The sequence below is a fragment of the Streptomyces sp. NPDC048521 genome, assembly GCF_043199855.1.
Taxonomy (GTDB): domain Bacteria; phylum Actinomycetota; class Actinomycetes; order Streptomycetales; family Streptomycetaceae; genus Streptomyces.
This window is the reverse complement of sequence record NZ_JBICWR010000004.1, coordinates 64636-82827: the sequence shown is the minus strand read 5'-3', so window position 1 is coordinate 82827 and position 18192 is coordinate 64636. Positions and strand designations below refer to the sequence as shown.

Here is an 18192-nt window from a genome sequence, read left to right as displayed (position 1 = left end):
CTTTCGGCTCCGGGGTTTTTCATGGCTCCGGAGTCGGGGGCGCCGGGGCTTCGACGCCTGGGGAGCCGGGGGCATCGGCGCTGTCACGGCTACGAGGGCGCCGGGGTTATCACGGCTTCGAGGTAGGGGCCCCGGGGCCTCGACGCCTGCGGAGCCGGGGGCATCGGCGCTGTCACGGCTACGGCGGCGCCGGGGTTTTCACGTCTCCGCAGTTGGGGGCGCCGAGGCTTCGACGGCTGCGGAGCCGGGGGCATCGGCGCTGTCACCGCTGCGGGGGGGCCGGGGTTTTCACGGCTCCGGAGTTGGGGGCGCCGGGGCTTTCATGGCTTCGAGGTGGGGGCGCCGGGGCTCGAAGGTCGCTGGGCGGGGCGCGTGGGCGCCTCCGTGCGCCGTTGATGCGCCCAGCGGAACGGGCATGAAATGGGCGAGGGCACCCCTGCCCCAGCGTCTAGGAGGGACCCATGGCCGAATCCCCCGGCACCACCCCCGACCCCACGCAGGAGCGCGAGACCGAGCAGCCCGCCGAGATCAGGAGCCTTCCGCTGTTCGGCGCGTGCGGCTGCGGCTCGGGTTGCGGCTGCGGATGCCAGTCGGGCAACCCGTGCCAGTGCGGCTGACCGTACGACCGTTCGCCGCCTGACCGTACGACCGCACTTCGAGGGGCCGGTGTGGAACGGACTCGCACCGGCCCCTCGTCGTACCGGATGCCCTTGACCGGTGCCGGGCGCAGCATGGAGGGGAGCCGGTGAGAAGGAGGTGTGAGGCCATGGCCAGGTTCATGGACGTCCACCACGGGATGAAGGGCATCACGGCCGACCAGCTGATGCAGGCGCACCGGGCCGACCTCGCCATCGAGCAGGAGGAGGGCGTGCACTTCGAGAGCGCCTGGGCGGACCCGGAGTCGGGTCTCGTCTACTGCCTCTCCGAGGCCCCCTCGGCCGAGGCCGTCCAGCGCATCCACGAGCGCGCCGGGCACCGCGCGGACGAGGTGCACCCGGTACCGCTGTCGGTATGAGCACAGTCGGTCCCGGCACAGCACTAGCTGGGGAGGCCCTGCCGGCCGGTCGGGGCGTGTGCTCCCGCGGGCGGCGTGTCACCCACCCGAACCACAAGCGCCACCACCGCCCCGGTCAGCGCCACCGTGACCGTCCGATTCATGGTGGAAGCGGAGCTTGCGGGCGAGCACTTCGCGGGCCAGCTGGCTGACCGTGCGGCCCTCGGCGAACGCGCGGGCCCGCAACCGGTCCAGCGCCTGCTCGGGGTCCACGTCGAGCTGCACCATCACCATGCCGACCGCCTGGTGGACCTCGGTGTGACCGGACTCGGAGGCCGCCACCCACGACGCCACCTCGTCCCCCGTCCCCTCTTCGGCGCCGGCGGGTGCGGTGGCCTGGAGGTCCATCAGGGCGTAGGTCACCGCGTCGCGCACCCACAGCGCGGTCCGCAGATCCGGCTCCGCGAGTCCGCCCACGCGGTCGCTGTACAGGTCGAGGGTGCCGATCGCGGCGCCGCTGACGCCGAGCGGCAAGGAGAACACCGCGCGGGCGCCGAGCGCGACGGCCTCGTGCGCGAAGATCGGCCAGCGGCGGGTGTCGGAGCCCTGGGTGAGGTCGCCCGCGATGACCGGGACGCTGTGGTCGAGGGCCGTCTGGCAGGGACCGTCGCCCACGGTGTACTGCAGTTCGGCCAGCCGGGCGGCGACCCGGTCGCTGGCGCACCAGGTGATGCGGACGCCCTTGCCGCCGGAGATCGACACCGAGGACCCGCTGACGGGCAGCAGCCGTACGCACGCCTCGCACAGCGCGCCCGGGACCCGCTCGGGGCCGTCGGCGCACCGGGCGGCGGCGTCCAGGGCCTCATTGACCCGCATCCGCGCCTCCGCGTCCGACGGCACACGACCACCGGCCCGCGACTCCGACTCCCCGGGCGCCATGGTCATCACCTCAACGTGCCGCACGGTCACCGGCCGACCGGTAGGACCCGAACCGCCTGGTCCCGGCCGATGCGGGTACCGAGTTCCCAGCCCCTGGGAAGTAACTGCGTGTTTCTGCCGCGGGCCCGGAATCGAGGACCTGCACCGTGCCGATGCCGGCCGGCTCCGGACCGACGTGCACGCTCCGATTGTGGTGGGCGCTCGCCGGGGCCCTCGTCGTACGAGCGTGCTGCTGGGCAGGTGTGTGGTTCCTGCCGTCCGGGCCGCAGGAGTCGCAGGACGCCCCGGAAACGTGACGAACGCAAGGAGATTTCAAAAGACAAACCACTCGACTCATAAATGGTGAAGTGAGATGCGAATGACATAAATGAAAAGCGATCTCCGCAACGTTTCCCGCACGCCACTTTCACTCATTTGCCGCGCATCTGGAGGAGCGGGGGCGGCGTTAGCCGATTATGACGAAAGCAAGGTTCCATGGCTTGCCTCACCGCGCCGCGAGGAAGGATAATCTGTCCGCGAGCCGTGATGTGACAGCGGGAAGATATATTTACCCGCCTGGTGTGGCACAGTCGGCGCTCGAGGTGCGTGGCACCTTGCACGGGGACGGCGCGCGAGTCGAACGTCAGGTCACCGAGTCACTGCTCCGCGAGTTCCTCACGCTGCTGGAGGCGGCCCAGGAGGAACTCAATCAGCGGTGGAACGGCCAGCAAAACTCTGGATGTCACGCGGATCGCGCCTGACGGGGGCGGATTTCCATGAATTACGACTACACGGGCCCCTCGTATGTGCGGCGTGAATGGCCTTCGGACCCGTACCCCTACATGACGGGTACGGTCCGGCACGGCGGCCCTGTCGACGCCCTGGACTCAGAGGCTCCCCTCGTCCCCCCCGACGCGGGCTGGGACCCGGGTGAGGAACTGGCCTACCTCTTGCAGGAGGCCGTTCCGGTGGAGCAGACCGCGACGGTCCCGCCACCGCGCGGTGAGTCGTCACACGGCGCCGACTTCGCCGACCCGATGGACAACCTGGCACGGATCACCGCTCAGCTGCCGCCCATCCGACGCTCGTCCGTCGGGCATCGGAAGAGCCGCGTCCGGAAACTTCGGCTCAAGTGGTTGCAGACGGGCAGCTTTGTGATCGTCGCATTCGTGGCCGCCATCGCGGCGATGGTCAGTGTCTTCGGCGGCATGGTGGCCTACGAGCCCCTCCAGAACATCACGTCAGGTACGAAGAGCGGAATAATTCCCTGGTGGCCCGTTCTCGTGTACGGCCCCTGGCTTGTGGCCTCCCTCTCGGTCCTGCGAAGTGCCTTGCACCGCCGCCGAGCGCTGCACTCATGGTTCATCGTCGTACTGTTTTCCTCCGTCGCGATGATGCTGTGCGTGGCTCAGGCCGAAAGGACCTTCACCGGTATCGCCGGAGCCTCACTGCCCGCCTTCGCGTCCCTGGCATGCTTCCAGCAACTCGTCCGACAAATCACCTTGACCCTGCCGCCGCGACAGGACACACCCCGCCACCGCAGGTAGCGCCGCAACCACGGAAAACGGCACCGGGCTGGTGGAAAAGTGTGCCTCGACGCGGCCGGCGTCGAGGCACTCCCTTTGCCGCACTGGCCGGCGAGTCCCTCAGGCCGCGCTGACCTCGGGCTGTGCATCGGTCTTCGGAGTGGCCGGGGTCGGGTGTTCCACCGGCAGGCGCCGCATGAGCACCCCGTACCCCGCCCCGGCCACCGTGCCCACCGCCGCGCACATCGCCCACAGCCACTCCGCGCCGAAGCGGTCGATGACCACGCCCGACATGAGGGGTGCGATCAGTGCGGCGACGGACCACGACAACGTGTACATGCCCTGGTAGCGGCCGCGCCCGTGGACCGGCGACAGCCGGACGACGAGGCCGGTCTGGGTCGGTGCGTTGACGATCTCGGCCAGCGTCCACACGCACACGGTGAGCATGAAGACGCCGACCGAGCCGGCGAACGCGGTGAGCCCGAAGCCGTACCCGGCCAGGACCGAGGAGGCGACCAGCAGGGTGCGCGGGTCGCGGTGCTCGATGAACCGGGTCACCGGGATCTGCAGGGCGACGATCAGGACTCCGTTGACGGCGACGGCCAAGCCGTAGTCCGCGGGGGAGAAACCGGCGCGGCCCATCGCCACCGGCAGGCCCACGGATCCCTGCTGGAAGATCAGGGCGACCAGGAAGGACAACCCGACGACCGCCATGTACCGGCCGTCCCGCAGGACGGTTCCGAGACTGACGCCGTCCTGCGCGTCCTCGGTGCCGACGGCTGCCGGCCGGGACTCGGGCACCTTGAGGAAGACGACGAGCGCGCAGGCCAGGGTCATCCCGGCCTCGATCAGGAAGCCGGCGAGGTAACTGAACTCGGCGATGAACCCGGCGGCCGTGGAGGAGACGGCGAACCCCAGGTTGATCGCCCAGTAGTTCAGGGAGAAGGCGCGTACGCGGTCCTCGGGGCGGACGATGTCGGCCATCATCGCCTGCACGGCCGGCCGGGAGGCGTTGGAGGCCATGCCGACGAGGAAGGCGACCCCGGCGATGGCGACCGGTCCCGTCATGAAGCCGAGCAGCGCGACGGAGGCGGCGGTGGCGGTCTGGGCGATGAGCAGGGTCGGCCGGCGCCCCAGCCGGTCGGCCATCACCCCGCCGCCCAGCGAGGAGACGACCCCGCCGAGGCCGTGCAGGGAGGCGACGAGACCCGCGTACGAGGCCGAGTAGCCGCGGTCGAGGGTGAGGTAGAGGGCCATGAACGTGGCCACGAACGCGCCGAGCCGGTTGACGAGGGTGCTGGTCCACAGCCACCAGAACTCGCGGGGAAGCCCGGAGACGGTTTCCCGGGCAGCGCGTCTCAGAGTGGCTGATGACATCGAGGGTCCCCCACGGTTGCAAGCGTTTTGTAAGCGGCTCAGGCGGCGGCCACAACTTACAAACGCGGGCCGCGGGAGCGCCACTCAATTAGCGGGAACCGTCAATCGTCACGCCGTGCGTCCTCCAGCGCCGCCTGCCGCCGGTGCCTTGCCGCGCGCCGGTGACCGTGCGCGGTACGACCGGTGCGGCACGGCTGGGAGTGGGGTGACCGGGGGTGAGGTGACCGGGGGCGGGGCGACCCTGGCCGCCCGTTCGAAGCGGCTCGGGAACGGACAGGACGCAAGCACACCGCCCGACGTGGTGGCGCACGCACGCACCGCGTGTCCACGGCCTGAGCGCGGGCCACGGCCCCGAGGGCGCTTAGGTAGGCTCGAGGCCATGGCCGACGCACCGTACAAGCTGATCCTCCTCCGCCACGGCGAGAGCGAGTGGAACGCGAAGAACCTGTTCACCGGCTGGGTGGACGTCAACCTGAACGAGAAGGGCGAGAAGGAGGCAGTCCGCGGTGGCGAACTCCTGAAGGACGCCGACCTCCTCCCCGACGTGGTCCACACGTCCCTCCAGAAGCGCGCGATCCGCACGGCCCAGCTGGCCCTCGAGGCCGCGGACCGCCACTGGATCCCCGTCCACCGCAGCTGGCGCCTGAACGAGCGCCACTACGGCGCCCTCCAGGGCAAGGACAAGGCGGCGACGCTGGCCGAGTTCGGCGAGGAGCAGTTCATGCTCTGGCGCCGCTCCTACGACACCCCGCCGCCCCCGCTGTCGGACGACTCCGAGTTCTCCCAGGCGCACGACGCCCGCTACGCGACGATCCCGCCGGAGCTGCGCCCGCGCACGGAGTGCCTCAAGGACGTCGTCTTCCGCATGCTCCCCTACTGGTACGACGCCATCGTCCCCGACCTCCTGACCGGCCGCACGGTCCTGGTCGCGGCCCACGGCAACAGCCTGCGCGCCCTCGTCAAGCACCTCGACGGCATCTCCGACGCCGACATCGCGGGCCTGAACATCCCGACGGGCATCCCGCTGTACTACGAACTCGACGCCGACTTCAAGCCGGTCACCCCCGGCGGCAAGTACCTCGACCCCGAGGCGGCCGCAGCGGCGATCGAGGCGGTCAAGAACCAGGGCAAGAAGAAGTAAGCGCCTACGAGTAAGCCCCCTGCCTGCGGTTTCTCCGCGAGCAGGGGGCCTGTTGTTGTGATTGGGTCGCCTCTGGGCCGTGGTGATCGAGGCGACCGCTCCCTTGCGCGAGTCGCTGCCTGATAACTTCCGCCCTGCCGCATATGCGGCACGGGGAGGGGACATGAGCGGGGAGACCGTGCGTGTCGGCGGCCGAAGCGTGGCCCTGGACCAGGCGACGCAGTGGATATGGCAGTACTTCGACGCCGAGGCGAACCGGGCGGCTGCGGCCGCCGTGAAGGGCAGACCGTATGCGTTCCCGGTCTACGACCGGATGGCCACCGGAAGCGGGCCGAACGAACTCAACGACGGGGACCTGCTGGCACCGGTGCTGCTGAACGTCACACCGAAGCTACATGCCGTCCTGAACCTCCAAGCTGTGCGCCCGGACCTGGAGGCAGTGCTCGCGGCGATCCCACCAGGGCTCACGCTGCAGGATGCGGTCGCCTCCGGCGTGCATGCGGAGCCATTGCGCCGTATCGGCGGCCTGCTCGACGGTCCGGCCTCGCTCCGCGGGGTGGGCGGAACGATTCTGATGAAGATCATGCACCGCAAGCGTCCACTGTTCCTGCCGCTCTACGACACCCAGGTCTACGCCTGCTACTGCGGGCCCGGTGCTCGGTATCCGATCGAGAAGTCGCCCCAGCGCACCTGGGCGCAGTTCCTCCGACTTCTCGGCGAGGCCGTGGCGCGCGACCTGGACGAGCAGCCGGATACGTGGAAGACGCTGAAGGGATGCGCCCCGGACGACGTGAGCGTACTGCGCGTTTTGGACGTCGTCGCGTGGAACCTGGGCGGCGGGACCGAGGTGCACGCCCCTGAGCCCGCCGACTTGAGCGACGGCCCGTGAGAGACGTTCACAGGAACCCGCACGGGAGCCGCTTTCTGCTGGCTGACGCCGATCATGTGGGCCACGACTGGGCCGTCCGGGGCCGATCGGCAGCGGCCGACGGACGGCCATAGTGGCCGTGCCCAGGCCGATCACCGCTGAACACGGCCGCTGGGCGTTGGCGCCGCTCGTTCGTGCCTCATCTCTTACGAGTCGCCCCATCCGGCCAGGGAGTCGGCGCCCTTGGCGATGCAGGAGACGCCGACGAGGCGGGCCCCTTGAGCCGGGCGGGGACCCTAGGTGGTGATCACGGAGCCGAGCCGAACTGTGTGAGGATGCACGGGAGATGGCCGGCCCTGGGGAGGGGCCGGGTATGCGAGAAGGGCGGGGCCCATCGTGGGCAGGGGCGAGGAGTCCATACCGGACGAAGAGTGGGAGCGCTTCCTTCGTGAGGCCCAGGCGGGGACCGAGGGCGCGCCCGAGGAGCCGTCGGCGCGGGCCCGGATGGTGGCGGCGCGGCTGCGGGAGGAGGCCGACCGACCGGAGCCGTTCGGCTCGATGAGCACGAAGGGGCGTGGGATGTAGCATCGCGCGTCGCCAGGGCGGCTCGACCGTTGCCCGGTGAGCCCGGCACCGACTACGGGAAGGTGATTCCGTGAGCACCGAGGAAGTCCGGCCTTCCCCCGCGGGCAGCAGTCCGCAGTACAACGCCGGCGCCTGGTTGATCGGCTGGGTGGTCTTTCTGGGATCGGGGTCGGTGACCTCGGTGCTGCTGCTCCATTCCTGGGCGAGCTGCCACCTCGGTCGCCATGCCCAGCCGTTCATGTGGTTGGTCGTGGCGGCGATCGGTACGGCGACGGCCTCGACCGTGCTGTGGGCCGTGATGCGCAAGGTGACCGGGCGCCGGGGTCTGCTGGTGCCCCTGGCATGGACGGTCCTTGCCACAGCGGTGCTGCTCTGGCTGGTGCTCGCAACGTGGTACCGCTCTCCGGGGCATCCTCACAGCCTGTGCGAACCCGGCCGTGTGCAGGTCGGGTGGCCGGGATAGCTCCCCTTTGAGTGGGGCGTCAGCGGGACGCCGCACGTCAGCCACCGCTTCATCCGGACGGCTTGCGTCGAGCAGTGGCCGGCGGTGGAGGCGATCCTCCACTGTGGGCCGCCTCATCCCGAGCTCGACTCCCTGACGGACGCGCACGCGGCCGTGTGAGCGGTGTCGCGGCACGGAGGTCCTGCGGCGCAATCGCGCACCAGATCGAGAGGGACGAACGTCACCGGCTCGGAGTCGATGATCGGTCCGAGAGTGGGCGTGGTCGGCTCCCGGGACCGTCCAGGTGGACGTTTCGCAGGTCAGAGCCGCGTCTGCCCCATAAGGCTGCCCGCGCGGCGGTCGTCGGGTCGGGGCCGTGCCGGACAACGGACGTGAACGGCCGCCGCGAACAGAGGCCGGCAGGCGCATACTGGTCACAATGACTAAGCCAGCTGCACCGAAGCGCTACTTGCCCACCAGCCCCTTCAAGGCCCCGGTCGCGCCGCCCCCCAAGCATTTCGCCGTGGGCGACCAGGTCACGCACGACATGTACGGCCTCGGCCGAGTGATCGGCATCGAGGACGGAATCGCGGCACTCGTCGATTTCGGTTCGATGCAAGAGCGGATCCTGAGCCCGTACACCAAGATGAGCAAGCTGTAGGACCGCTGTGCCCGGTCACGGGCACGCCGGCCTGCTTCACGGCTCTGTACCGATTGGAAGACCTCTCATCGACCTGACCTCGCTGTTCTCCGCCCCGGAACGGACGCCCCGCTATGCCGCCGCGGCATCGCCGCCTCCGACGACGAGCCCCTTCCAGGCCCCTGACTTCGGGGAGAACGAGACCTTCCTGTTCGAGGACGCTTCCCAAGCCGACATCTCGGACGTCTCCCGCCCCACCCGGAGGTGAGAAGCCACCCCCGGCAGCTCATTGTGACGGGCATCACATTCAGGCATGTCACATCCCGTCGGGCCGCTCCCGTCACAGAGGTGTAAGCAGCGGCAAGAAGACGGGAGCAGGCCATGGACGCTCGGCTGAACCTTCTCACCAACCCCCTCACCGGCAAGCTGTTCAAGCACTTCAACGCGGCGGGCAAGGTGATCGCGGACTCCGCGCTGCCGGCCGCCACACAGGAGCTGGTGAAGATCCGCGCCAGCCAGATCAACGGGTGCGCGTTCTGCACGGACATGCACACCAAGGACGCCACCGCGGCCGGCGAGAGCGCCACCCGCCTGCACCTGGTGGCGGCCTGGCGGGAGGCCACGGTGTTCACCGAGGCCGAACGGGCCGCCCTGGAGCTGGCCGAGCAGGGCACCCGGATCGCCGACGCGGCCGGCGGGGTCACGGACGCCGCCTGGGCGAACGCCGTCAAGCACTACGACGAGGAGCAGCTCGCCGCCCTGGTCGCGCTCATCGCCCTGATCAACGCCTACAACCGCGCGAACGTCATCGTCCAGCAGCCCGCCGGCGACTACGTGCCCGGCATGTTCGGATAAGCGGCCGCGGAGGGGGTTCACGGGTGCATCCGTGCCCCCTTCAGCACCTTGTCCACCCCGTTGCGCGGGCCGTACACCGCCAGCCCGACCACGTCCAGCTCGGCGGTCGGGACCGCACGGACCGCCGCGCGGTTGTCGCGGTCGTTGCCCGTCGAGAACAGGTCCGCCGTGAACACCGCCCGGGGCAGGGCACGGCTCAGCGCCCTGCCGTGGGCCGCCTTCAGGGTCTCCTTGGTGCCCTCGAAGACCAGCACCGGCTGCCGGAACATCGGCAGGTAGGCCACGCCGTCGGCGTCCTCGTACGGCTCTCCGATCACCTCGGGGACCGTCGCGCCCAGGCCGCTGACCAGGAACGCGGTGACGTTCAGGCGCTGCCAGGGCTCCAGGTCCCCGCGCAGCAGTACGGCGATCTTCGTGTCGAAACGGATGGGTTCAGCGCTCATGGAATGAGACTGCCGATCGCCGTACGTCCTCGTCTTGTACGTTCTTTGCATGGCCGCCCGGCAGGAAGTCACCGCGTGGCGTCCCCGTGTCCCGGGCGTCACCGAGGTCTTCCACGCCCACTTCACCGAGTACGCCTATCCGATGCACGTCCATGACGCCTGGACGCTGCTCATCGTGGACGACGGGGCCGTGCGGTACGACCTCGACCGGCACGAGCACGGCACCCCGCACGACACCGTCTCGCTGCTGCCGCCGCACGTCCCGCACAACGGCTCCCCGGCCACCCCGGACGGCTTCCGCAAGCGGGTCGTCTACCTCGACAGCAGCCGCCTGGGAGAAGAGCTGATCGGGGCGGCCGTCGACGGTCCGGATCTGCGGGACCCGGTGCTGCGGCTGCGGGTCGGGCAGCTGCACTCCGCGCTCGCCCGGCCCGGTGACGAGCTGGAGGCGGAGAGCAGGCTGACCCTCGTCGGGGAGCGGCTGCGCGACCATCTGCGGCACCGCACGGGGCCGCCGGGAGCGCGCCGGGATCCGGTGCTGGCCCGCCGGTTGCGGGAGCTGCTGGACGCCCGGCTGGTCGACGGGGTGTCACTGGAGGAGGCCGCCCGGCTGCTGCACGCCCATCCCGCCCATCTGGTGCGCGTGTTCGGCGGCGCGTACGGCATCGCCCCGCACCAGTACCTGATGTCCCGCCGGGTGGGCAGGGCCCGCCGGCTGCTGCTGGACGGGCTGCCGCCGGGCGAGGTGGCCTCGGTGGCCGGGTTCTACGACCAGGCCCATCTCACCCGGCACTTCAAGAAGCTGGTCGGGGTGACGCCGGGGCGTTACCGCAGTGCGCGCTGAGCCTCGTACAGGTTGCGCGGGCGGACGGCGTCCGTGGTGCCGTACAGCTCCAGGCGGGAGTGCAGGTCACCGGTGAAGTCGGGGACGTCGGTCTGGTCGAACTCCGTGACCGTGTTGAGGCCGGCCGTCGCCGAGTACGGCGCCAGTGCGTCGATCTTCATCAGGCCCGCGCGGCCGTTGGTGACCCGGATGTTCCAGTGGGTGAAGCGGGCGCCGAAGAGCGGTCCGGCGTTGGCGTCGCCGCCGTGGCGGCCGTTGTTGTTCACGGTGATGTCGGTGCGGACGTTGGCGAAGGGCAGCCCGCGGTGGCTGTCGAAGGTGCCCATCCGCATGTCGCCGCGCGACCAGACGTTGTAGGAGGACAGGCCCTCGACGTTGATGCCGTGCAGCTGGGTGCCGGAGGGGGCGGGGACCGTGCGCTCCTCGATCGTGAAGTCCTCGATCAGGTTGTCGTGGGAGCCCTCGCGGCAGAAGTACGGGTGGTGCGAGCCGCGGCCCGCGACCCGGGTGCGCCGCAGGGTGCAGGCGGAGGCGGCGACCAGGCCGAAGCCGTTGTCGACGTGGCGGACGGTGACGTCGTCCACCCAGCAGTCGTAGGCGCACTGGAGGACGACGCCGTTGTAGCCCTTGTCGAGGAGGTGGGGCGACTGGGGGGTCTGCACGGCCTCCAGGGTCAGGGCCTCGACGCCGGAGCCGGTCAGCTCGGTGACGTGGGTGGTCAGCCGGGGGTCCCACTCCGGGCGGATGTCGAGCGGGAGGGGGCGTTCGAGGGTGATGCGGCGGCCGTGCACGCGGGTGATGCGGACGGGCCACTCGTAGGGGACGTAGGACGTCAGTTTCGTCTTGTCGTCCCAGGAGTACGCGGCCGGGCCGGGGCCGCCGCCCGCCATGTGCTGGAGGAGGGTGTGGGCGGGGTCGTCGGCGAGGCGGAGGAGGACGAGCCGGCCGGGGTGCAGGCGGGCGGGGTCGGCGACGGTGATCGTCCGGTCGCCCTGGCGGGCCGGTGCGACGGTGGTGAGGGTCGTCCACTCGTCGCGTCTGTTGCCGGTCCAGCCCTCGAAGGGCCAGGCGTGGGACCTGATGGCGGCGACCAGGGAGTCCCAACGGGCGTGCGGGGCGAGCCAGATGAGGCCGCCCGCCCAGGACCAGGAGGACTTGTCGCCGCCGTAGCGGGAGCCGTAGACGCCGATCAGCTCGGTGAGGTTCTTCGTCGCGTACAGGGTCGTACGGCCGCTGCCCGCGCCGCGCAGGACGACGTTCGAGTCGCCGATGCGGATGACGTCGTCGATGCGGAAGGTGCCGGGCGGGATGGTGACCGTGCCACCGCCGGCCCTTCCGGCGGCGGCGATGGCACGGTTGATCGCGGGGGCGCAGTCGGTGCTGCCGTCGGCCACGGCGCCGAAGTCGGTGACGTCGGCGACGACATGGCGGCGGGGGAAGCGGGGGGCTCCGCCGCGGTAGCCGGACCGGCCGACGTAGGGGATCTGCGGGTGGGTGAACGGGGTGTGCCGGAACTCCTCCCAGAGCGAGGGGACTTCGGCCGCACGGGCGGTGCCGGTCGCGGCGCCCAGGGCCACCGCCGTCGCGCCCGCGAGCAGGGTCCGTCTGGTGAGGTGCGCGTTGCTCATGTCCACCCGCCCCTTCATATTCATGAATATGAATGTTGTTCAGGAGTGCGTTGGCGGTGAGCATGCCACTGCCAGCATCGGGCGGGAAAGGGGTCGTACGAAAGAAAAGAGGGTCAGTCCGCCGGGCGCTCGATCAGGTGCTTGAACGCATCCAGGTTCCGGGTGGACTCGCCGCGGGAGACGCGCCAGGCGTACTCCTTGCGGATCGAGGAGGCGAAGCCCAGTTCCAGGAGGGTGTTGAAGGCGCCGTCGGCCGCTTCCAGGACCTGGCCGAGCAGGCGGTCGATCTCGTCCGGGGTGACGGAGGCGAGCGGAAGGCGGGCGGTGACGTAGATGTCGCCGAGGCGGTCCACGGCGTAACTCACGCCGTACAGCTTGAGGTTGCGCTCCAGCAGCCAGCGGTGGACGCCGGCCTCGTTCTCGTCGGGGTGGCGGATGACGAAGGCGTTGAGGGAGAGGGAGTGGCGGCCCACGAGGAAGGCGACCGTCGTGGACAGCTTGCGGGTGCCCGGGAGCTTGACCACGTAGTTTCCGGGCTCGGGGCTCTCCCACTCCAGTTCGGCGTCCTTGAGGACGGCCTCCAGGACCTGGCTGGTCTTCTCGACATCACCCATGGTGGGAGCGTACGCGACGGCGGTGGGACTGGGCCGCGGCCGTGTAGACGTCGGCGGTGGCGGCTGCCGCCGTGTCCCAGCCGAAGGACTGGGCGTGCCGGGCGGCGGCCTGCCCCATGCTCGCCGAGAGGGGCGGCTCGTCGGCGAAACGGCCCAGCACGCGCGCGTAGTCGGCGGGATGGTGGCCGCGCACGAGGAAGCCGGTTCCGCCGTCGCGCACGGCCACCGGCAGGCCGCCGACGGAGGCCGCGAGCACCGGGGTGCCGGCCGCCTGCGCCTCTATGGCGACCAGGCCGAAGGACTCGCTGTAGGACGGCATGACGAGGACGGACGCGGCCCGGAACCAGTCCGCGAGCTGCTCCTGGCCGACCGGCGGGCGGAACCGTACGACGTCCGCGATGCCGAGCCGGGCGGCGAGCTTCTGCAGCCCCTCCGGTTTGGCGAGCCCGCTGCCGCTGGGGCCGCCGACGACGGGGACGAGGATGCGGGAGCGCAGCTCGGGACGCTCGTCGAGCAGCACGGCCACCGCGCGCAGCAGGATGTCAGGGGCCTTCAGGGGCTGTATGCGGCCCGCGAACAGGGGGATCAGGGCGTCCTGCGGAAGGCCGAGGCGGGCGCGGGCGGCGGCGCGGCCGTCGGCGGGGCGGAAGCGGTCCAGGTTCACCCCGGGGTGGACGACGGCGACCTTGGCGGGGTCGGCCGCGTAGTGCCGGACGAGTTCGTCGGCCTCCTCGGCGGTGTTGGCGATGAGCCGGTCGGCGGCGGCGACGATCTGGGTCTCGCCGATGACGCGGGCGGCGGGCTCGGGCGTGTCGCCGTCGGCCAGGTTGGCGTTCTTGACCTTGGCCATGGTGTGCATGGCGTGCACCAGGGGCACGCCCCAGCGCTGGGCGGCGAGCCAGCCGACGTGACCGGAGAGCCAGTAGTGGGAGTGGACGAGGTCGTAGTAGCCGGGGCGGTGACCGGCCCAGGCCTGCATCACGCCGTGCGTGAAGGCGCACAGCTGGGCCGGGAGGTCCTCCTTGGCGAGGCCCTCGTAGGGGCCCGCGTCGATGTGCCGGACGAGGACGCCGGGGGCCAGCTCGACCGTGGGCGGGAGGCCGCCCGCCGTGGCCCGGGTGAAGATCTCGACCTCGATGTTGATCGCGGCGAGTCGCTGGGCCAGCTCCACGATGTAGACGTTCATGCCGCCGGCGTCGCCGGTACCGGGCTGGTGGAGCGGGGAGGTGTGCACGGACAGCATGGCGATCCGGCGGGGCCTTCGGTGCAGCCGGAGCCGGGGGGCGGCCGACGGGGAGCGTCGCCCGAGCCTGCTGCCGTACTGGCTCACCTGGCGTTCCTCCTTCTGCGGGCATGCCTGCCGGAGGACCGACCTCGCCCTCCAAGGAGGTCCAACAGCGGACGGGTGCCCCGCCATTTCCCGAACAACCGGCTTTACCCAATCATTACCCGTTCTCGATCAACCGTTCGAACACCAGGGGGGTCGGGGCGCGAGCCGACGGGGCGACCGCACCGCCACGGGGCCCACTTACCCTCGTACGTATGACAGCCCGCGCAGCGACCCTCCCCCACTCTCGGCTCCGCTCGAGCGGGAGGACCTCCGTCGTGGGAACGGTGACGCGCGGGACGACCAACCCGAACCGGCTGCGTCGCATGGACCGGTGGATCGCGGCCACGCACGGCCCCGAGTTGCGGCGCGCGGGCGATCCGGTGGCCGTCGACCTGGGGTACGGCGCCGCGCCCTGGACCGCCGTGGAGCTGCTGACCCGGCTCCGCTCGGCCGCGCCCCGCGCGCGCGTGGTCGGCGTCGAGATCGAACCGGAACGGGTGGCGGCGGCCAGGCCGTACGAGCGGGACGGGCTGGTCTTCCGGCACGGCGGCTTCGAGGTCCCGGTCCCCGGCCGCCCGCTGCTCATCCGGGCCGCCAACGTGCTGCGGCAGTACGACGAGACCGAGGTCGCCGCCGTCTGGGAGCGGCTGTGCGCACGGCTCGCCCCCGCGGACGGCGCCTCGCGCGGCGGGCTGCTGGTCGAGGGGACGTGCGACGAGATCGGGCGGCGGCACGTGTGGGTGGCGCTCGGCCCGGAGGGCCCGCGCACGGTCACCTTCGCCACCCGGCTGGGCTCCCTCGACCGCCCCTCCGACCTCGCCGAGCGCCTGCCGAAGGCGCTGATCCACCGCAATGTGCCCGGCGAGCCCGTGCACGCCTTCCTCCGCGACTTCGACCGCGCCTGGGCCGCCGCCGCGCCCTACGCCTCCTACGGTGCCCGCCAGCGCTGGATCCGCGCGGTCCGGGACCTCACCGCCGACTGGCCGGTGACGGATTCCGCGGCGCGCTGGCGCCAGGGCGAAGTGACGGTGGCGTGGGGAGCGTTGGCACCCCGCGTCTGACATCACCCGTTCGGGGGCGCCGGAACGGAACGATCTTCGTGCGTCGTTCGTCACACCGGCGGGGAGATCGACGTACACGGCGGTCAACGGGGGAAGTCCGACTTCCGTCGGCCTCTGTCACTTTGCGCGCCGCCGTGGCACGATCCCTCAGGCGGCCGTAAGTTACTGACAGTAAATCAGTTGGGGGGACGAGGTATGGGTACGGGCAAGCGCGGCCTGCTCACGGCCGCCCTGACCGTGGTCTGCGCGGTGACCGTGCTCGCGGCGCCCGGTACGGCGTTCGCGGCACCCACCCCCACCCCGACGCCGAGCGGTTCCCCGGCCACCCCGACTCCCCCGCCGGGCAAGGACCTTGAGCAGGTCCGCGAGAAGCTCGACACGCTCTACCACGCGGCGGCCGTCGCCACCGACGCCTACAACGCGGCCGAGGAGAAGGCGAAGAAGCAGTCCGCCGAGATCGTCGCGCTGGCGAAGAAGATCGTCGAGGGACAGCAGAAGCTGAAGAAGCTCAAGAACCAGGCGGGCGCCTCCGCCCGGGCCCAGTACCGCACGGGTGGACTGCCGCCCACCGCCCAGTTCCTGCTCAGCGACGACCCGGGCCAGTTCCTGGACGGCGCCGGACTGGTGATGCAGGGACAGCGGGCGACGAAGAAGCTGCTCGGCGAAATGACCCGCACCCAGGAGGAGTTGCGGCAGTACGCCGACGACGCCTCCGCCCAGTGGAAGAAGCTGGAGGCGGGCCGCAAGGCCAAGGCGGCGGCCAAGAAGAAGATCGAGCAGCAGATCGCCGCCGCCGAGAAGCTCGAGTCCCGGCTGGAGAAGAAGGAGAAGGAGCGGCTCGCCGCGCTGGAGGAGGAGGCCGCCCGCAAGGCCCAGGCCGCCTGGCTGGACACCGGCGTCCTCAAGGACGTCGACGGCAAGGCCTCCGCGCGGGGCAAGAAGGCCGTACGGTTCGCCACCGCCCAGCTCGGCAAGCCGTACGTGTGGGGCGCCGAGGGGCCGGACTCCTTCGACTGCTCGGGCCTGACCTCCCAGGCCTGGGCGGCGGCCGGCCACCCCGTCCCGCGCACCTCGCAGGAGCAGTGGAAGCAGCTGAAGCACGTCGACACCAAGGACATGCGCCCCGGCGATCTCATCATCTACTTCGACGACGCCAGCCATGTCGCGCTGTACCTCGGGGACGGCGCGATCATCCACGCCCCGCGCCCGGGGCGTACGGTGACGGTCGCCGGCGCCGGCTCGATGCCGATCCTCGGTGTCGTACGCCCGGACGCCTGAGGCACGGCTCCGGGCCCGGGTGGGCCACGTCATCCGGTCATGTCCCCGGTGACGTACGTCATGTGACCCACTGCACGGGCCATCAGCGCCCAAACCGGGCCAGGACGTGAGCTTCGTCATCCCCTTCGGGCCCGCGTCCTGTCCAACTGCGGTACGGATCGCGGCATATGACAACGGCCTGCGCGGGAGCGACGCGGCTCACACCATTCCATCGGGGCGGGCACAGCCGCTATGGTCACCCGTCGGTGGGTCGAGACCCCTCGACGCCGCCGTGCCCTCGGGGGGAGGGAAGGAACCCAAGACGATGCCCGTACCCGTACCGCGGCAGAGAGCGATCCCGGCCGTGGAGAGTGGTCAGGCGCAGGCCGCCTCCGCAGTCGGCGGCCCCCTCAAGGAAGAGGCCCACCGCGACGCCACGCCCATGAGCGGCACCGGCGCCACTCTCACCCTGCTGCTGATCGAGGACGACCCGGCAGGCTCGCCGATCGTGCCCGACCTGCTGGACCCGGCCGGCAAGCCGATCCGCGTCCGCACCGCCCGCAACCTCACCGAGGCCGAGCGGCTGCTCACCGACGACGTCCACTGCATCCTGCTGGACCTCGCGCTCCCGGCCCCGGCAGGCCGCGACGCGGACGACGAGCTGGCCGTGCTCAAGCACGTGCTGCAGCTCGCGCCCCGGCACGCCGTCCTCGCGCTGACCGCCTCCGCCGACGCCGAGCGCGGCGCCGAGGCCGTGCGCGTGGGCGCCCAGGACTACCTCTTCCGGGACGAGCTGGACGGCCGCCTGCTCAGCCGCGCCATCCGGTACGCGGTGGAACGGAAACGGTCCGACACCGCCGAGCGCCGGCTCGCCGAGGGCAAGCTGCGCGCGCAGGAGAACCGCCGCCTGGAGCGCGGTCTGCTGCCCACCCCGCTGCTGGAGGGTTCCGCGCTGCGCTTCGCCGCGCGCTACCGCCCCGGCCGCTCCCGGGCCCTGCTCGGCGGCGACTTCTACGACGCCGTCCGCACCCCTGACGGCACCGTGCACGCCATGATCGGTGACGTCTGCGGCCACGGCCCGGACGAGGCCGCGCTCGGCGTGGAGCTGCGCATCGCCTGGCGGGCGCTGACCCTGGCCGGGCTGTGCGGCGACGAGCTGCTGGGCACGCTGCAGGAGGTGCTGGAGCACGAGCGCGCCGACGAGGAGATCTTCGCGACGCTGTGCACGGTGGACATCGCCCCCGACGGCCGCCGCGCGGGCCTGTGCCTGGCCGGCCATCCGGCACCGCTGATCGCCCGCCCCGGTCGGCCCGCGTGCCTGCTGCCGTACGACAACAACGGCCCCGCCCTCGGCCTGCTGCCCGGCGCCCGCTGGCCGCGCATGCAGGTCGAGCTGGGCGCCGAGTGGAGCCTGATGCTCTACACCGACGGCCTGATCGAGGGCCGGGTCGGTGCGGACGGGGAGCGGCTCGGCCAGGACGGCATGGTGGAGATGATCCGCCGCCAGCTCTCCGAGGGGCTGCGGGGTGAGGACCTGCTGCGGGCCGCGGTGAACGAGGTCCGCGACCTCAACGGTGGCGAGCTGACCGATGACGTCGCGGTGGTCCTGCTGGACCGGGCGTCGTAGGGGAACCTCCCCTACGACGGGTGCGGTGGCTCGTGGCTGCGA

The 18192-nt window shown here is 71.2% G+C and carries 19 protein-coding genes; 13 read left to right on the top strand and 6 right to left on the bottom strand.

Going from position 1 to position 18192, the window contains the following annotated elements:
• Nucleotides 1-461: 461 nt before the first annotated feature.
• Together ACGFRF_RS11265 and ACGFRF_RS11260 are read left to right on the top strand one after the other, a co-directional pair.
• Nucleotides 462-617 carry a hypothetical protein gene (locus ACGFRF_RS11265; RefSeq protein WP_202515382.1) on the top strand — a complete coding sequence of 52 codons (156 nt, stop codon included), beginning with the start codon at nt 462-464 and terminating at the stop codon, nt 615-617.
• 149 nt (nt 618-766) lie between these two features.
• Nucleotides 767-1015: an SCO4226 family nickel-binding protein gene (locus ACGFRF_RS11260; RefSeq protein ID WP_393738511.1), complete on the top strand. Its 249-nt coding sequence runs from the start codon at nt 767-769 to the stop codon at nt 1013-1015.
• Between the two features lie 78 nt (nt 1016-1093).
• Here the strand turns inward: ACGFRF_RS11260 and ACGFRF_RS11255 are convergent, their stop codons facing one another.
• Complete coding sequence (locus ACGFRF_RS11255; protein WP_393738509.1) at nt 1094-1939, bottom strand: GAF and ANTAR domain-containing protein; 846 nt, start codon at nt 1937-1939, stop codon at nt 1094-1096.
• Nucleotides 1940-2880: 941 nt separating this feature from the next.
• Between ACGFRF_RS11255 and ACGFRF_RS11250 the strand changes: the two genes are divergently transcribed.
• Nucleotides 2881-3459 carry a hypothetical protein gene (locus tag ACGFRF_RS11250; RefSeq protein ID WP_393738507.1) on the top strand — a complete coding sequence of 193 codons (579 nt, stop codon included), beginning with the start codon at nt 2881-2883 and terminating at the stop codon, nt 3457-3459.
• A 99-nt stretch (nt 3460-3558) separates the two neighbouring features.
• Here ACGFRF_RS11250 and ACGFRF_RS11245 read toward each other — a convergent pair whose 3' ends face one another.
• The gene (locus ACGFRF_RS11245; RefSeq protein WP_393738505.1) at nt 3559-4815 is read right to left on the bottom strand and encodes an MDR family MFS transporter; all 1257 of its coding nucleotides are present in this window, start codon (nt 4813-4815) and stop codon (nt 3559-3561) included.
• 379 nt (nt 4816-5194) lie between these two features.
• Here ACGFRF_RS11245 and ACGFRF_RS11240 point away from each other — a divergent pair, with 379 nt between their 5' ends.
• From ACGFRF_RS11240 to ACGFRF_RS11215, 6 genes are all read left to right on the top strand, one after another.
• On the top strand, nt 5195-5956 hold the full coding sequence (locus tag ACGFRF_RS11240; protein WP_225808998.1) for a phosphoglyceromutase: 762 nt from the start codon (nt 5195-5197) through the stop codon (nt 5954-5956).
• A 79-nt stretch (nt 5957-6035) separates the two neighbouring features.
• On the top strand, nt 6036-6845 hold the full coding sequence (locus ACGFRF_RS11235) for a DUF6308 family protein (protein ID WP_393738503.1): 810 nt from the start codon (nt 6036-6038) through the stop codon (nt 6843-6845).
• Nucleotides 6846-7220: 375 nt separating this feature from the next.
• Nucleotides 7221-7409: a hypothetical protein gene (locus ACGFRF_RS11230; protein ID WP_393739383.1), complete on the top strand. Its 189-nt coding sequence runs from the start codon at nt 7221-7223 to the stop codon at nt 7407-7409.
• A 70-nt stretch (nt 7410-7479) separates the two neighbouring features.
• A complete protein-coding gene (locus ACGFRF_RS11225; protein ID WP_393738501.1) occupies nt 7480-7872 on the top strand; it encodes a hypothetical protein in 393 nt (130 codons plus the stop codon).
• A gap of 418 nt (nt 7873-8290) precedes the next feature.
• The gene (locus ACGFRF_RS11220; protein WP_393738499.1) at nt 8291-8512 is read left to right on the top strand and encodes a hypothetical protein; all 222 of its coding nucleotides are present in this window, start codon (nt 8291-8293) and stop codon (nt 8510-8512) included.
• Between the two features lie 360 nt (nt 8513-8872).
• The gene (locus ACGFRF_RS11215) at nt 8873-9346 is read left to right on the top strand and encodes a carboxymuconolactone decarboxylase family protein (protein ID WP_393738497.1); all 474 of its coding nucleotides are present in this window, start codon (nt 8873-8875) and stop codon (nt 9344-9346) included.
• 17 nt (nt 9347-9363) lie between these two features.
• On the opposite strand, the gene ACGFRF_RS11210 is transcribed toward ACGFRF_RS11215, so the two are convergent.
• The gene (locus ACGFRF_RS11210) at nt 9364-9840 is read right to left on the bottom strand and encodes a DUF2000 family protein (protein ID WP_393738495.1); all 477 of its coding nucleotides are present in this window, start codon (nt 9838-9840) and stop codon (nt 9364-9366) included.
• On the opposite strand from ACGFRF_RS11210, the gene ACGFRF_RS11205 reads away from it, so the two are divergent.
• Nucleotides 9839-10633: an AraC family transcriptional regulator gene (locus ACGFRF_RS11205; protein WP_393738493.1), complete on the top strand. Its 795-nt coding sequence runs from the start codon at nt 9839-9841 to the stop codon at nt 10631-10633. The genes ACGFRF_RS11210 and ACGFRF_RS11205 overlap by 2 nt on opposite strands.
• On the opposite strand, the gene ACGFRF_RS11200 is transcribed toward ACGFRF_RS11205, so the two are convergent.
• The 3 genes from ACGFRF_RS11200 to mshA form a co-directional block, all read right to left on the bottom strand.
• Nucleotides 10615-12261, bottom strand: a complete 1647-nt coding sequence (locus tag ACGFRF_RS11200) for a glycosyl hydrolase family 28-related protein (RefSeq protein ID WP_393738491.1) — start codon at nt 12259-12261, stop codon at nt 10615-10617. The two genes, ACGFRF_RS11205 and ACGFRF_RS11200, sit on opposite strands and share 19 nt — an antisense overlap.
• Nucleotides 12262-12374: 113 nt before the next feature.
• Entirely contained in the window at nt 12375-12875 is a 501-nt protein-coding gene (locus ACGFRF_RS11195) for a YbjN domain-containing protein (RefSeq protein WP_393738489.1), read from the bottom strand.
• Entirely contained in the window at nt 12868-14205 is a 1338-nt protein-coding gene (gene mshA, locus ACGFRF_RS11190; protein WP_393738487.1) for a D-inositol-3-phosphate glycosyltransferase, read from the bottom strand. The genes ACGFRF_RS11195 and mshA overlap by 8 nt, the downstream gene beginning before the upstream one ends.
• A gap of 275 nt (nt 14206-14480) precedes the next feature.
• On the opposite strand from mshA, the gene ACGFRF_RS11185 reads away from it, so the two are divergent.
• The 3 genes from ACGFRF_RS11185 to ACGFRF_RS11175 all read left to right on the top strand — a co-directional run bounded on the left by ACGFRF_RS11185 (nt 14481) and on the right by ACGFRF_RS11175 (nt 18150).
• Nucleotides 14481-15266 (top strand): class I SAM-dependent methyltransferase, encoded by a 786-nt coding sequence (locus ACGFRF_RS11185; protein WP_393738485.1) that lies wholly within the window; start codon nt 14481-14483, stop codon nt 15264-15266.
• A gap of 195 nt (nt 15267-15461) precedes the next feature.
• The gene (locus ACGFRF_RS11180; RefSeq protein ID WP_393738483.1) at nt 15462-16544 is read left to right on the top strand and encodes an NlpC/P60 family protein; all 1083 of its coding nucleotides are present in this window, start codon (nt 15462-15464) and stop codon (nt 16542-16544) included.
• A 304-nt stretch (nt 16545-16848) separates the two neighbouring features.
• The gene (locus tag ACGFRF_RS11175) at nt 16849-18150 is read left to right on the top strand and encodes a PP2C family protein-serine/threonine phosphatase (RefSeq protein WP_393738481.1); all 1302 of its coding nucleotides are present in this window, start codon (nt 16849-16851) and stop codon (nt 18148-18150) included.
• The last annotated feature ends 42 nt before the right edge of the window (nt 18151-18192 follow it).